Below are 14,644 nucleotides of genomic sequence, written 5' to 3' on the forward strand. Positions count from 1 at the left end.
GCGGACGGAAGACGCTGCGGGGAGCCGGGCACGTGGCCCGGCCCGCCGCGAGAGGGGCCGGGCGGACGCCCGGCCCCTCATGCGCCGCTCGCGACTACTTCAGGGACGTGAAGTTCAGGTCCCAGAGGCTGTTGAACGAGCTCGGGACGCCGGCGACGTCCTTCGAGCGGACGCTCGTGGTCTTGTCGGCCACGAACGGCACCGCCGGAGCGGCCATGACGATGGCCTTGTCGACCTCGGCCCACGCCTTGAGGCGCTCGTCACCGGTGGTCGGCAGTGCCTTCTCGACCGCCGCGTTGACGGCCGGATCGTTCAGGAAGGACAGGTTGTAGGAGACCTGGCCCTTCTCCTTCGGGATCGCGCCGCCGTAGAACGGCACCTGCAGGAGCGTCGACGCGTCGTTGAAGTCCTTGAACCAGCCGGCCGTGCCACAGATGGCGACCTTCTTGGTCCGCTGACCGCACCACTCGTTGTAGACGGCGTCCTGCGGGACGAGACGGAGACGGACCTTGAAGCCCATCTTCTTGAACTCGTTCGCGGCGACCTGCGCGGCGGCCTTGCCCGGATCGGCGTTCGCGCCGATCATGAGCAGCTCCTCGCCACCCTCGTACTTGCCCGAGGCGAAGCCCGCGGCCTTGAAGTACTTCGCCGAGACCTCGGCGTTGCCCTTCGGGTAGTTCATGAAGTCGACGTCGAAGCCCTTCTCACCGCCGGCCTCCTCGTACCCGGGGAAGCCCTCCGTGAGGTAGTGCGTCGGGATCGGGCCCACGAACTTGCCGCCACGCGCCTTGCGGGCCGCGTCGCGGTTGAAGCCGGCGATCACCGCGCGACGGACGTTGACGTCGTCGAACGGCTTGATGTCGTTGTTCATGGAGAAGTACCGGAAGCCACCCGAGGGCGTCTGCGTGTACTGGTCCTTGATCCGCGTCGCCAGCTGCTCGAGGATGTTCGCGGGCGGGTTGGTGTCGAGCAGCATGTGGCTGCCGTCGAGCACCTGGCGCGCCGCGACGTTCGCGTCGCTCACGTCGGTCTTGATCTTCCAGCCGTCCGCGTAGGCGGGGCGGAAGTCCGTCTTCTCGTCCCAGTTCGGGTTGCGGACGAGCTCGATGCTCTTCGTCTTCTTCCAGCCGACCCCGTCGACCTTGCCCTTGGCGTCGTTCTTCACCATGTAGGGACCGGTCGCGACCAGGTTGTCCTGGTACGTCGAGGGGTTCTTCTTGTCGAACTTCGCCGCGTACTCCTCCGGGACCGGAGCGTTGTACGGCAGCACGAAGGACTGCACGAGCTGGGCCGCGTACGGCTCGTCGAGCTTGAAGATCAGCGTCTGGTCGTCCGGCGTCTCGATGCCCGAGATGTCCGGGACCTTCGACTGCAGCTCGTCGGGCGCGCCCGTGATGAAGTCGAAGTAGTTCGTGTAGCCACCCGGCGAGTTCTTGGCGAACAGGCGGGAGATCGCGTACTTCACGTCCTTCGACGTGATCTCGCGGTCCACGGGGGGCGAGAACTTCACGCCCTTCTTCAGCTTGACCGTGACGGTCTTGTTGTCCTCGGAGATCTCGGGCTCGCCCTCGGCGAGGTCCGGGATGATCTTCGTGGCGTCGTTCGGCTCGAAGTAGTACAGCCGGCGCTGCGTCGCCTCGGCGATCACGAACGCGAACTGGTAGTACGTCTGGCCCGGATCCATGTAGTCGACGTCGCTCGCCGAGAGCATCGTGCCGACGCCGCCCTTCTTGCCCGGGGCGGGCTTCTGGGTGGCGTCGTACGAGCCCGGCGCGAGGTTGGCCGAGGAGGAGTTGGCGGATGATCCGCCGTTGGACGAGCTGGAGCTGGAGTCGTCGCCGCCGCAGGCGGTGAGCCCGATGGAGGCCACGGCCAGACCGGCGATCGTGAGCGGGAGACGGAGGTGTCGACGCATCACGGGTCCTTTCTGTCGCTGACAGGGGTGGTGGTGTGAGGGATGAAGGTCCGGTCGGCGCGCCGGGGTCGGCGCGCCGAGCCCGCGGCCGGGGCCGCGGGGGTCACTTGCCGGTTCTGCCGGTCCGCGGGTTGATCGCGTCCTGCAGGCCGTCGCCGACGATGTTGAACGCGAGCACCGCGAGCAGCAGCGCCACGCCGGGGAAGACCATGAACCACCAGGCGGTGTCGAAGATCGAGATCGCGTCGGAGATCATCGCGCCCCAGGAGGGCGTGGACGGGTTCACGCCGACGCCCAGGAACGACAGGGCCGCCTCGGCCAGGATGTTCTGCGGGATCAGGACCGTCGCGTAGACGATCAGCGGTGCCGTGAGGTTCGGCAGGATCTCGCGGAAGATGATGCGCCGGTCGCTCGCTCCGAGGGAGCGGGCGGCGTCGACGAACTCCTTCTCGCGCAGCGAGAGTACCTGGCCGCGCACGAGACGCGCCACGTACGGCCAGGAGGTGAGGGAGATCACGAGCACCACGACCGTCAGCCCGGGCTTGATCGCGCCGCCGAGGCAGGCGTCGGCGCAGGCGACGCTGAGGCCGATACCGAGCAGGATCGTCGGGAAGGCGAGCGTCAGCTCCGTGAAGCGGGAGAGGACCGCGTCGACCTTGCCGCGGTAGAAGCCCGCGATGAGGCCGAGCACCGTGCCGACGATCATCGTCACGGCCGTCGCGATGACCGCGACGAGCATGGACACCCGGGCGCCGTAGAGCACGCGCGCCAGGACGTCGCGACCGCGGTCGTCGACGCCGAAGGGGTGCGCGCTCGACGGGCCGTTGGGCGAGCCGAAGTCGTTCAGCGCCTCGTCGTTCTGGAAGTTCGGGTCGTCCAGGCCCATCACCTTGACGATCACCGGCGCGAAGATCGCGATGAGGATCACCAGGACGATGAAGGCCAGGGCCACCATGGCGACCTTGTCCTTGCGCAGCCTGCCCCAGAACAGCTGGAGCGGCGACCGCGCGGCGATTGGTGCGTTGGCCGCCGCCGATTCTGCGGAATCGGGAACGACGGGTTCTTGGCCGGGATCGGCCGCGATCGGGGTGCTCACGTAGCGAGGTTTCCGGGGAAGAAACGGACGGAGGACGACACACCGCAGCCGTGAGGGACGGACGCGTGGTCGTGCAAACTTTCAGCAGCTTGACACATCGCACAGGAAGGGGGGGAAGAAGATTGGGCCAAGGACTCCCCCGTGGTTCTGGACAGCCGGACAACGCCCCGCACACACGGGCATCCGGTGTCCGTGCACGTCCGCTCTCACGGCGTGGTGCTCAGGCGCGCTCCCGCTCGACGAGCAGCGTGACCGGCCCGTCGTTGACCAGCTCGACGGCCATGTCCGCGCCGAACACGCCGCGCCGGGCACCCAACCGGGTGCAGAATCGCTCGTACAGCGGCTCGGCCATCTCGCCGGGGGCGGCCGCCGACCAGGACGGCCGCGTGCCCTTGCGGGTGTCGCCCAGCAACGTGAACTGACTGACGCAGAGCATCTCGCGCGCGCCCAGCGGCTCGGCCATGCGGCCGTCGGCGTTCGGGAACAGCCGCAGGGCGGCGACCTTGTCGGCCACCCAGTCGCAGACGGCCTCGTCGTCCGTGCGGGCCACGCCGAGGAGCACGAGCAGCCCGGGGCCGATCGCCGCGACGGTGTCGCCGTCGACGGACACCGAGGCGCGGGTGACCCGCTGCACGAGGGCGCGCATCAGCCCACGAGGGTCACGACGACGACGCCGAGGGTCATGATCGCGGTGGTCCACACGATGGACGCCGCCACGGGGCGGAAGTCGAGCCCGAAGCGGTGGGCCACCAGCATCCCGTTCAGGCCCGTGGGGGCTGCGGCCTGCAGGAGCATGCCCGGAGGCAGGTCGAGCGCGACGACCGACGCGACCACCACCACGAGCGGCGCGACCACGAGCCGCAGCACGATCACGAGCCCGACCTCGGGAGAGATCAGCCGGCCCCGCTCGTCGCGCAGGATCGAACCGTCCTGCCCCTGCGCCGAGAGCTGCACGCCCACGACGAAGAACCCGACGGGCAGCACGGCGATCACCACGTCCTGGGCGACCTCGCCCGCCCAGTCCGGCGCGTCCCACGGCAGCAGCAGGCCGAGCAGCGCCGCCCACAGCAGGGGGTTCTTGAGGAACGCGGCCAGGCGGCTCTCGGCCTCCGCCTCCGCGGCCTCCTCCCCGTGCCCGCGCCCGGCGCCGAACGCCGCGCCGACGGCGAAGGCGGCGACGAACAGCGTCGGCGAGGCCACGAGGCTGTCCCATGCGACGGCGGGCCCCAGCTCGTCCCCACCCAGGACCGTCCGCACGAGGGGCAGCCCGAAGTAGCCCGTGTTCGTGACGATCACCGCCAGCACGACCGCACCGACCGTCGCGCGGGGCAGATGCAGCACCCGGGAGGCGAAGAACCACGCCAGCACGCCCGCGATGCCGACGGCGGCGTAGCCCGCGATCAGCCCGGAGACCAGCGTCAGGTCGACGTGCACCCGGGAGACGAGCACGAGGTAGACGACGGGCAGCACCCACGTCAACAGGAGGCTCATCGTCCCGCGGGAGCGGCGCTCCGCCCCCTCGTGCCAGTGCCGCTCGGCGACCACGCCCGCGGCGGTCGCCGCGACCATGACCGCGACGAGGACCGGCAGGCTCACGGAGCCGGCACCGCGCCGGCGGAGCGCCGACGCGGCGGCAGCACCTCGCGGACCATCCACACGTGCTCGATGCCGGCCTCCGGGAACGGCTCGCCCACCCGGCGGTAGCCGGCCTTCTCGTACAGGCCGACCGCCTGGGTCTGCGCAGCGAGCCGCAGCTCCTCCGCGCGCACGCCCTGGGCGTACTCGTAAGCGCGCGCGAGCAGGCGCGAGGCGATGCCGTGCCCGCGCCATTCGCGGTCGACGGCCACGCGGCCGACCTTCACGGTCGACGCGCGCGAGACGAGCCGCATCGTGCCGATCACGGCGCCGTCGGGCGCGACGACCACGGCGTGGCGGGCGACGTCGTCCAGCGCGTCGATCTCCTCGTCGCGCGGCACGCCCTGCTCGTCGCAGAACACCCGGAAGCGCAGCTCGTAGGCCTGGCGCAGCTCGCGCGCGTCGCGCACCCAGTGCAGATCGATCCCGTCCGGGGCGGTCATCGTCCTTCTCCGCTCGTCGTGGTCGGGCCCGCGGCGGCCGTCTCCGACGCCGCGCGGCGCGGGGTCACCCCCGCGTAGTCCCGCAGTACCCGCTCGAGGCGCTCGAGGCTCGGGAACGCGCCGGAGTAGACGGTGGCGACGCGGCCCCGGGCGTCGAGCACGATCGTCGACGGGTACGACTGGCCGGCCTGGAGCTCGCGGGCCAGCCGGTCGCCCCGGTCGCGCACGTGCGGGTAGACCGTCGGCTCGCCGCGTAGGAACTCCGTGACGTCCGCGTCGGACCCGTTCCGGATCAGCCCGACGAACGCGACCTGGCTCCCGTGGTCGGCCGCCGCGCGGCGCAGGAGGGGGAACTCCTCCCGGCACGGCGCGCAGTCGGGGTACCACGAGTTGATCACCACGGGCCGGCCGCGCAGCCCCCGGAGCCAGGAGCGGACGCCCGGCAGGTCGAGCTCGAGGACCCGTGGACCGTCCGCGTACACGCGCGCGAGGGTGGGTGGGGCGTCCGCGACGGCGGCCTGCGCCTGGGCCAGCGTCGGCACGGACGAGGGGCGCTCCACGCCGTTGCCGCCCTGCAACAGGCCGACGACGAAGGCGGCGACGATCGCGACGACGACGAGCCCCGCGAGGGCGCGGCGGTGCGAGCGCAGGACGGCCATCGCGTCGAAGGGTGCCACAGCCGCGGGGGAGGCCGTACGGGCCCCGGCCCGTGCTTCTCGAGCCGGGCCACCCGCGTGACCGTGCAGGCCACGGGCCGGGCCGCTCGCGGCACATCGGTCGCCTCACCGTCCACCCGCCGCTCCTGCCGTCGGGCGCGTCAGGTACGATGGCGCTGCCTGTACGGAAGGAGACCGGTTCGTCTCCTTCCCAGTGTCCCGCAGGCTCCTCGCCGCCGGCCGACCGCACTTCCCGTGGTCGGTGCTGCCCGAGCAACCTCCCGTTTCCAGTCCCTGCCGTATGGCGCAACGACCTCCCGTCGTGGCCCCCGAGGCCACCTCGATCCCCGAGCCCGCGGACATCGCGCGGGTCGCGACGTTCGCTCGCGAGCCCTTCGTGTGCGATGGCGAGGTCGCCGAGGACGTCCTGGCGCCGGGCTCGATCCGCCGTCACGCCTTCGAGTTCGCCCGCGCCGAGCTCGACGCCGGCGCCGAGGTGCCCTCCCAGAAGTGGCGCCGCCGCTGGTCGCTGCTCCTGGGCCTGGACCGCGCGCTGCACACGGAGGTGCCGGTCCTCGCGGACGGCACCACGCTGAACCCGCACCAGGTCGACGCGCTCTCGGGCACCTACGCCGCCCTGCTGGCCGACGCCCAGCGGCGCGCCCGTGGTGACGGCACGAGCGACGGCGACGCGCTCCTCCTCTCCTTCGAGGACGACGAGCCCACCCAGCTCGACGAGCCGCCGCCCCGGGTCACCCCCGCCGACGAGGACGAGGACGAGCCGGACGACGGCCCGGCCGAGCCCGGCGACGAGGAGGACGAGGACGACGAGGACGAGTTCGGGAAGTCCGGCCGCTCGTCTGTCGAGGACGAGCTCGAGGAACTGCCCGACGCGGAGCCCGAGAACGAGTCGGCGCTCTACGACGACGAGGTCGAGGAGGACGTCGACGAGGACATCGACGCCGCGGCCCTGGACGACCCCAACGCCCACAAGCGCTTCTGGTTCGAGCACGCGACCGGTGCCGGCAAGACCGTCGCCGCGATGGGCTTCGTCGAGGCCTGCCGCACCGGCGGCGTCCTCATCCTCACCCACCGCCGCAACCTCGTCGACCAGTTCATCGACGAGCTGCAGACCCGCGGCTACGGCGAGCGGCTCTCGAAGCCGCTGCTCGGCGACGACGACCGCGCCGACGGCCCGGTCACGATCGAGACGTACCAGTGGTTCGTCCGCAACGCCGGCCAGATCTCGGGCGCCTACACCGTCGTCATCTGCGACGAGGCCCACACCGCGCTGGGCGAGAAGACCTCGGCCACGATCCGCGCCTGGACCGGCCCGATCTTCATCGGGATGACGGCCACCGGCGCGCTCATCGCCCGCCACGTCACGGACCTCTTCCCGACGCAGACCTCGCGCTTCGACCTGGCGCAGGCCGCGCGCCGCGGCGTCATCGCCCCGCTGCGCTCGCTGCGCATCCCGCCGGGGCCGGGCGTGCGCACGATCGCCAAGGTGCCGCTGCGCAAGGGCGAGGTCGACATGGAGTTCGACCAGGACGAGCTGGCCAAGCTGCTCGACCAGGCGCCCTTCAACCTGGCGATCGCCGACCTCTACAAGACGCGCTTCCGCAACACGCCGGGCGTCGTCTACACCGCCGGCGTCCAGCACGCCTACAACGTGGCCGAGAGCTTCCGCGCGCTCGACATGAAGGCGGAGGCCGTCTCGGGCGAGACGCCGAAGCGCGAGCTCGCGAAGATCCTGGCGGACTACGAGGCGGGCGACATCGACGTCCTCGTGAACGCCCAGCTGCTCGCCGAGGGCTGGAACTCGCCCCGCGCCACCATCTGCATGCACCTGGCGCCCACGGCGTCCAAGCGCATCTACCAGCAGCGCGTCGGCCGCGTGACCCGTCGTCACCCGGGCAAGGAGGCGGGCGTCGTCATCGACTTCGTCCACCCCGCCACGAGCAACGACGACCCCGTCGTCACGCTGCACTCGCTGCTGGACCGCGACGTCTACCGCGGCGGCGCCATCGTCGTCGGCCCGGTCCGCCGGGGCCGCGGCCGCCGGGTCAAGGTCGAGCGCCGCGTCCTGCCCGTCACGCCCGACATCGAGCGCCGGCGCGACGTCTTCGAGCGCGAGCTGTGGCGGATCGCCGTCGAGCAGCTCGACTGGGGCGAGCAACGCATCTGGGCCGCGCTCGCGGGCGCGAAGGCCTCCCCCGCCAACTGGCGTCGTGGCCGCGCGATGCTCAACTTCGACCGCTCGGGCGAGCTCCGACGCCAGTTCCTCATCACCGCCCTGGAGCGCAACCGCAACCCGCAGCTGCGGATGCGGTCGATCCAGGAGATCGCCGTCCTGCGCGAGGCCGAGCCGTTCGACACGGCCATCGATCACGTCGGCCAGTGGCCGCGCGAGGAGCGCCGCGAGGCCTCCCGCACCCTGCTGCAGGCGATGGCGGACCGCCGCATCGGCCGCCGCGACCAGGCCACGGCGTGGATCTGGCGCCTGGCGGAGTACACCCGCGACCTGCACGAGGAGTACGCCGCCCAGCGCTGGCCGGCCACGAAGCACCTGCTCGGGCTGCTCGTGAACTCCTCGGGCGCCGCCCACGCCCGCAACGCCCGCCGGCTCGTCCACGCCGCGCGTCAGCACGACCGCCGCCTGCAGGCCGCCCTGCTCGCCGCCGCCGTCGCCCACACGCCCGAGGCCGAGGAGGTGCTGCGCGAGGCGCGCACCCGCCTCGCCCGCAAGCCCGGCGCGCTGTCCCGCGACCTGCTGAAGGACTTCCCGAGCGGCAAGCGGCGCAAGAAGCGCTCGCGGAACAAGAAGAAGGGCGGCGAGAACGGCGTCGCCCAGGGCACCCCGCAGGACGCCGCCGTCGAGGGCGTCGAGGCGGAGGGCCAGGAGGGCGCCGTCGCCACCCTCGAGGCCGAGGAGACGCAGGGCCAGAACGGCCAGGGTCAGGGCGGCAACGGCCAGGGCCAGGGCGGCAACGGCGCGGGCAACCCGCCGGGCACCGGACGCCGCAGCCGCTCCCGCCGGGGGCGCTCCCGTGGCGGTCGCCGTCGCGGCGGCCAGGGTGGCGGCGACGGCACACCCGTCGAGAACGGCGACGAGCCCGTCGAGACGATCACGCTGACGGTCCCCGTGGCCGGCGGCGACCCCGTGCCCGCGGACACCGCGAGCGCCGACGTCTCCGCGGACCAGGACACCGAGGGCGACGCCCCGCCGCGCCGTCGCCGGGTCCGAGGCCGCAAGGCCGCCGAGGCCCGCGCGGCCGCCGAGACCGACGCCGGCCCGGCCTCGGAGGGCACGACGCTCGCCGACGCGCCCGGGCCGACGCACGAAAGCGCGGCTGAGCTCCCGGCCGCGGCCAGCGCGGACGACGCCCCCCGTCCCGTCCGCCGTCGCCGCCGCACCGGCGGGGTCGACCCGGAGGCCGCCGAGGCCGCCCCGACCGTCGCCAGTGCCGCACCCCCGGAGCTCGAGACCCCGAAGCCGCGGCGCACCCGCAGGACCGCCGCGCAGGCCGACGCACCGACCTCCCGCGAGACCCCCACGCCGGAGCCGACCACGGCGACCCCCTCCGCCCCGGCCGAGGTCGACGCGGCCCAGCCCGACGCGGCCGCCAAGCCCAAGCGCACCCGCAAGACCGCCGCGCAGAAGGCCGCCGAGGCCGCGACCACCGCCGACGCCGCTCCGGCCGTCGCGTCGACGACCCCGTCCGACGCTGTCGCCGAGGCCGCGAAGCCGAAGCGGGCGCCGCGCAAGACCGCCGCCCAGAAGGCCGCCGAGACCGCCGCCGCGACCGACGCGCCGCCCGCCGCCCCCGTCGAGGCGGCCACGTCGACGGACGACGCGCCGGCCAAGCCGAAGCGCGCGCCCCGCAAGACCGCCGCGCAGAAGGCCGCCGAGGCCGCGACCGCCGACGCGACGTCGGCTGCGGACGCCGCCGCCGAGACGCCCAAGCCCAAGCGCGCGCCGCGCAAGACGGCCGCCCAGAAGGCCGCCGAGACCGCGGCCGCGACCGACGCGCCGCCCGCCGCCGCTCCTGCCGAGGCGGCTGCGTCGATCGACGACGCGCCGGCCAAGCCGAAGCGCGCGCCCCGCAAGACGGCCGCGCAGAAGGCCGCCGAGGCTGCGGCCGCCGACGCGACGTCCGCTGCGGACGCCGCCGCCGAGACCCCGAAGCCCAAGCGCGCCCCGCGCAAGACCGCCGCCCAGAAGGCCGCCGAGACCGCGGCCGCGACCGACGCGCCGCCCGCCGCCGCTCCCGCCGAGGCGGCCACGTCGACGGACGACGCGCCGGCCAAGCCGAAGCGCGCGCCCCGCAAGACGGCCGCGCAGAAGGCTGCCGAGGCCGCGGCCGCCGACGCGACGTCCGCTGCGGACGCCGCCACGGAGACCCCGAAGCCCAAGCGCACCCCGCGCAAGACCGCCGCGCAGAAGGCCGCCGAGGCCGCAGCGGCGACCGACGCCGCGGCGCCGACGTCCGCGACGGACGACGCGCCGGCCAAGCCGAAGCGCGCGCCCCGCAAGACCGCCGCGCAGAAGGCCGCAGAGGCCGCAGCCGCCGACGCGACCGCCGCCGGCGACGCCGCGGCCGAGACTCCGAAGCCGAAGCGCGCCCCGCGCGCCACGGCGGCGAAGAGCACGGGCACGACGACCACGCGTCGCCGGGCCGGCACCACGAAGAAGGTCGACGAACCCGCATGAGCCACCAGAGCCGCGAGATCCACCTGACCGAGCGCCCCGTCGGGACCCCGACGCTCGACACGTTCCAGCTCGTCGAGACCGACGTCCCGGAGCCGGGCGAGGGCGAGATCCTCGTCAAGAACCACTGGATGTCCGTCGACCCCGCGATGCGCGGGCGCATGGACGACCGCCCGTCCTACGTCGCCCCCTTCGAGGTCGGCGCGGCGCTCGAGGGCGGCGCCGTCGGCGAGGTCGTGGCGTCGAACTCCGACCGCCACGCCGTCGGCGACCTCGTCCTCCACGGTCTGGGCTGGCGCGACCTCGCCGTCCTGCCGGGCAAGCGCGCGGCCCCCGTCGACGCGTCTGCCGTCCCGGAGCAGGCGTTCCTGGGCATCCTCGGCATGCCGGGCCTGACGGCCTACGCCGGGCTCGTGCGCCCCGGCGCCATCAAGGAGGGCGACGTCGTCTTCGTCTCCGCCGCCGCCGGCGCCGTCGGCTCGGCGGTCGGGCAGATGGCCCGCCTCATGGGCGCCTCGAAGGTCATCGGCAGCGCCGGCGGCCCCGAGAAGGTCCGCCACGTGGTCGAGGACCTCGGCTTCGACGCCTGCATCGACTACAAGGCGGGCGGGGTCCGCAAGCAGGTCAAGGCGCTCGCGCCCGACGGGATCGACCTCTACTTCGACAACGTCGGCGGCGAGCACCTCGAGGTCGCCATCGGCCTGCTCCGGCTCCACGGCCGGATCGTGATCTGCGGGATGATCTCCCAGTACAACGCGACGGAGCCGCCCGCCGGCCCGCGCAACCTCGTCCGCCTGATCGCGACCCGCGGCTCGATGCAGGGCCTGCTCGTGCTCGACCACGCCGACCTGCGCGAGGAGTTCGTCACGCGCGTCGGCGGCTGGCTCCAGAACGGCGAGCTGAAGTACCAGGAGACCGTCGTCGACGGCCTCGAGAACAGCCCCCAGGCGTTCCTCGACCTCCTCGCGGGCAAGAACACGGGCAAGATGCTCGTGCGCATCGCCGGCTGACGGGGCGCCGGTCCTCGCTTCCGCAGGAGTCTCACCTCCTGCGGGGAACGAGGCCTCGTGGACGAGCGCACCGAGCGGGTAGAACGACGCTTCCGGATACCGATGCTCGTGGCGGCGGCGCTCGTCGTCCCGATGCTCGTCCTCGAGGAGTCGGCCGTCGGCGAGCCATGGGACACCGTCGCTGTCGTGCTGAACTGGGGGACCTGGCTCGCGTTCGTGACTGAGCTCGTCGTCATGCTCGCGATCGTTCCGGACCGCCGGCGTTGGATCCGCGAGCACCCCGTCGAGGTGTTCGTCACCCTCCTCACCCCTCCCTTGCTGCCGGCCGGCCTCGCGGCGACGCGCGTCCTCCGCTTGCTCAAGATTCTCCGGTTGCTGCGGCTCGTCGTACCGTTGCGCCAGTTCCTTTCGACGGACGGCATCCGGTACGCCTCGTTGCTGGCGTTCCTGACCGTCGTCGGGGGTGGCACCGCGTTCGCCGCCGTCGAAGACCAACCGAACTCATGGGACGGCGTGTGGTGGGCCGTCTCCACGATGACCACCGTCGGGTACGGGGACATCTCCCCGGAGACGGATCTCGGAAGGGTCATCGCGATCGTGGTGATGGTTGTCGGCATCGGGTTCGGGACGCTGCTGATCGGCGCGATCGCCGAGCGGTTCACGACGGCGAGACCGGTTGATCCGGCGTCGGACGACCTCCGTACGGAACTCGCCGTCGTTCGAGCGCAACTCGATCGCATCGAGCGGCTGCTGGCTTCTCCTCCGAAGCCCTGAGCCGCGTTCCCGCTCAGGGGGCCGGGGCGGCGCCCCGTCAGGCCCCCGGCACCGCCGTTGACCGGATCCGGCGTGCTGCACGCCCCGGTCCGGGGCGTGCGACACAATCGCCCGATGGTCGCCGCCGCTCCTCGCCGCGTCACGTTCAGCCGGAACCACACGCTGTCGCTGTCGCGGACGTGCTCGTCGGTGTGCAAGTACTGCGCCTTCGCCACCCGCAAGTTCCACCTGCACCCGCCCGCGGAGGTCGAGGAGATCCTCGACGAGGCCGTCAAGCGGCGTGCGAAGGAGCTGTTGATCCTCACGGGCGAGGAGCCCGACTCGCACCCCGAGGTCCTCGCGCAGCTGCGGGAGTGGGGCTTCACGGACTTCGTCGACTACGTCGTCTGGGCGGGCGAGCGCGCGCTCGAGCGGGGGCTCCTCCCCCACACCAACCTCGGTGCGATCTCGAAGACCGATCTCGCACGGCTGCGGCACGTCACCGCCTCGCAGGGCGTGATGCTCGAGTCGATCTCCGAGCGGCTGATGGAGACGGTCCACGCCGGCTCGCCGTCCAAGCACCCGCAGCGGCGGCTGGCGACGATCCGCGCCGCCGGGGAGCTCAAGATCCCGTTCACCACGGGGATCCTCGTCGGCATCGGCGAGACGCGGCAGGAGCGGCTCGACTCGCTCGCCGCGCTGGCCGAGGTGCAGGCCGAGCACGGCCACCTGCAGGAGATCATCCTCCAGAACTTCGTGCCGCACGAGAAGTACTACGGCCGCGACGTCGGCGCGATCGCCGACGAGGCCGCCCGCGACTACTGGCGCACCGGGGTGGGCGACAGCTCGCTGGGCTGGGAGCGCTCGCCGCACCTCGGGCTGCCGAAGTGGGCCAACCCGATCTCGATCGATGACATGGTCGAGCTCGTCGCCGAGACGCGGCGGCTCATGCCCGACATCGGGATCCAGATCCCGCCGAACCTCGCGGACTGGTGGCCGCAGCTCGTGGCCGCGGGCGCGACCGACCTCGGCGGGCTCTCCGCCAACGGCGACCACATCTCCCCCGAGCACCCGTTCCCGTCGCCGCAGCAGGTGCGCGAGCAGCTGAAGCCCCAGGGCGCGGCCCTCTCCGAGCGGTTGTGCGTCTACGGGCAGTACATCAACGAGGAGTGGATCGACCCCGCCGTCCTCGACACCATCACGGTGAAGTACTGGACGTTCATTCCGCGCGGGACGTCCGGCCGTTCCGAGGCGCCCTTCGCGATCGACCGCGATCTCGTCGCCCCCGCGCTGGAGAAGGCGCGGGAGGGTGTGCTGCTCTCGGAGCAGGAGCTGACGGCGCTGTTCGTCGAGACGGACCCCGTCGCCGTGGAGGAGATCCGCCACGCCGCCGACGGCCTGCGCCGCGAGCTCGCGGGCGACACGGTGACCTTCGTGGTCAACCGCAACATCAACATCTCGAACGTCTGCGTCGTCGGTTGCGCGTTCTGCGGGTTCGGGCAGTCCAAGCGTTCCCCCGACGCCTACAACGTGTCCGAGGAGCAGTACGCCGAGCGGGTTCGCGACGCCGTGGAGTACGGCGCGACCGAGCTCTGCATCCAGTCCGGGATCCACCCCGACTGGACGCTCGAGGACTACGAGCGCTGGCTGCGGCTGGCCAAGCGGTTCGGCCTCGAGAACGGGCGCGACCTGCACCTGCACGCGTACTCGCCGATGGAGATCGCCCACATGGCCGACATCTCCGGCCTGCCGCTGGACGAGCTCTTCCCCCGCCTCGTCGAGGCCGGGCTGGGTTCGACGCCGGGCACCGCCGCCGAGGTGCTCGTCGACGGGATGCGTCAGCGGATCTCGCCGAACAAGCTGCCGGTGCAGCGCTGGGTCGACGTGATCCAGGCGGCGCACCGCGCCGGCGTACCGTCGACGTCGACGGTGATGTTCGGCCACATCGAGGAGCCGTGGGAGCTGGCCCAGCACCTGCGCCTGGTGCGTCGGGTGCAGGAGGAGACGGGCGGCATCACGGAGTTCGTCCCGCTCTCGTTCATCCCGTTCCAGACCCGCCTGGGCCGCACCCACGGGGTCGAGGAGATCACGACGGAGGACAGCCTCCGCCACACCGCCGTCTTCCGGCTCGCGCTCGGCCGTACGATCACGAACGTCCAGGCCTCCTGGGTGAAGATGGGCCTCGAGGGCGCCACCGAAGCCCTGCGCTGGGGCGTCAACGACCTCGGCGGGACCCTGATGGAGGAGAACATCTCGCGCCTCGCCGGCGCCCAGCACGGCACGATCCTCCACCCCCACCAGCTCGTCGCCGCCGCGCACGCCGCCGGCCGCCCCGCCGCGGAGCGCTCGACGCTCTACGCCCGCCTGCGGGAGTACCCGGTGGGCGTGCCGGCCGCGCCGCCCGTGGCCACCGCGGCGGCGTAGC

At 72.8% G+C, this 14,644-nt stretch carries 10 protein-coding genes; 4 read left to right on the plus strand and 6 right to left on the minus strand.

Annotated elements, in window-relative coordinates; genetic code table 11:
* Positions 1–94: 94 nt before the first annotated feature.
* From F593_RS0118845 to F593_RS28840, 6 genes are all read right to left on the minus strand, one after another.
* Positions 95–1,915, minus strand: a complete 1,821-nt coding sequence (locus F593_RS0118845) for an ABC transporter substrate-binding protein (RefSeq protein WP_157251985.1) — start codon at positions 1,913–1,915, stop codon at positions 95–97.
* 103 nt (positions 1,916–2,018) lie between these two features.
* Complete coding sequence (locus F593_RS0118850; RefSeq protein WP_022930301.1) at positions 2,019–3,011, minus strand: ABC transporter permease; 993 nt, start codon at positions 3,009–3,011, stop codon at positions 2,019–2,021.
* Between the two features lie 220 nt (positions 3,012–3,231).
* Positions 3,232–3,657: a D-aminoacyl-tRNA deacylase gene (dtd, locus tag F593_RS0118855; RefSeq protein ID WP_022930302.1), complete on the minus strand. Its 426-nt coding sequence runs from the start codon at positions 3,655–3,657 to the stop codon at positions 3,232–3,234.
* Positions 3,657–4,607 (minus strand): AEC family transporter, encoded by a 951-nt coding sequence (locus F593_RS0118860; protein ID WP_157251987.1) that lies wholly within the window; start codon positions 4,605–4,607, stop codon positions 3,657–3,659. The genes dtd and F593_RS0118860 overlap by 1 nt, the downstream gene beginning before the upstream one ends.
* The gene (locus tag F593_RS26675) at positions 4,604–5,089 is read right to left on the minus strand and encodes a GNAT family N-acetyltransferase (protein WP_022930304.1); all 486 of its coding nucleotides are present in this window, start codon (positions 5,087–5,089) and stop codon (positions 4,604–4,606) included. Before F593_RS26675 ends, F593_RS0118860 begins: the two co-directional genes overlap by 4 nt.
* On the minus strand, positions 5,086–5,748 hold the full coding sequence (locus F593_RS28840; protein ID WP_022930305.1) for a TlpA family protein disulfide reductase: 663 nt from the start codon (positions 5,746–5,748) through the stop codon (positions 5,086–5,088). Before F593_RS28840 ends, F593_RS26675 begins: the two co-directional genes overlap by 4 nt.
* Positions 5,749–6,046: 298 nt before the next feature.
* On the opposite strand from F593_RS28840, the gene F593_RS28845 reads away from it, so the two are divergent.
* The 4 genes from F593_RS28845 to cofH all read left to right on the plus strand — a co-directional run bounded on the left by F593_RS28845 (position 6,047) and on the right by cofH (position 14,643).
* The gene (locus F593_RS28845; RefSeq protein WP_157251989.1) at positions 6,047–10,459 is read left to right on the plus strand and encodes a DEAD/DEAH box helicase family protein; all 4,413 of its coding nucleotides are present in this window, start codon (positions 6,047–6,049) and stop codon (positions 10,457–10,459) included.
* A complete protein-coding gene (locus F593_RS0118880) occupies positions 10,456–11,466 on the plus strand; it encodes an NADP-dependent oxidoreductase (protein WP_022930307.1) in 1,011 nt (336 codons plus the stop codon). Before F593_RS28845 ends, F593_RS0118880 begins: the two co-directional genes overlap by 4 nt.
* A 57-nt stretch (positions 11,467–11,523) precedes the next feature.
* Positions 11,524–12,240: a potassium channel family protein gene (locus F593_RS31140; protein WP_157251991.1), complete on the plus strand. Its 717-nt coding sequence runs from the start codon at positions 11,524–11,526 to the stop codon at positions 12,238–12,240.
* Positions 12,241–12,354: 114 nt separating this feature from the next.
* Entirely contained in the window at positions 12,355–14,643 is a 2,289-nt protein-coding gene (gene cofH / locus F593_RS26690) for a 5-amino-6-(D-ribitylamino)uracil--L-tyrosine 4-hydroxyphenyl transferase CofH (protein WP_022930309.1), read from the plus strand.
* Position 14,644: the final 1 nt, after the last annotated feature.

Source organism: Patulibacter americanus DSM 16676 (assembly GCF_000420025.1).
GTDB lineage: Bacteria > Actinomycetota > Thermoleophilia > Solirubrobacterales > Solirubrobacteraceae > Patulibacter > Patulibacter americanus.

Bases quoted from the DNA above. Each gene is read 5' to 3' on its own strand.
- cofH (WP_022930309.1), top strand. From the start codon at position 12,355: ATGGTCGCCGCCGCTCCTCGCCGCGTCACGTTCAGCCGGAACCACACG.
- F593_RS0118845 (WP_157251985.1), bottom strand. From the start codon at position 1,915: ATGCGTCGACACCTCCGTCTCCCGCTCACGATCGCCGGTCTGGCCGTG.
- dtd (WP_022930302.1), bottom strand. From the start codon at position 3,657: ATGCGCGCCCTCGTGCAGCGGGTCACCCGCGCCTCGGTGTCCGTCGAC.
- F593_RS28845 (WP_157251989.1), top strand. From the start codon at position 6,047: ATGGCGCAACGACCTCCCGTCGTGGCCCCCGAGGCCACCTCGATCCCC.
- F593_RS28840 (WP_022930305.1), bottom strand. From the start codon at position 5,748: ATGGCCGTCCTGCGCTCGCACCGCCGCGCCCTCGCGGGGCTCGTCGTC.
- F593_RS0118880 (WP_022930307.1), top strand. From the start codon at position 10,456: ATGAGCCACCAGAGCCGCGAGATCCACCTGACCGAGCGCCCCGTCGGG.
- F593_RS26675 (WP_022930304.1), bottom strand. From the start codon at position 5,089: ATGACCGCCCCGGACGGGATCGATCTGCACTGGGTGCGCGACGCGCGC.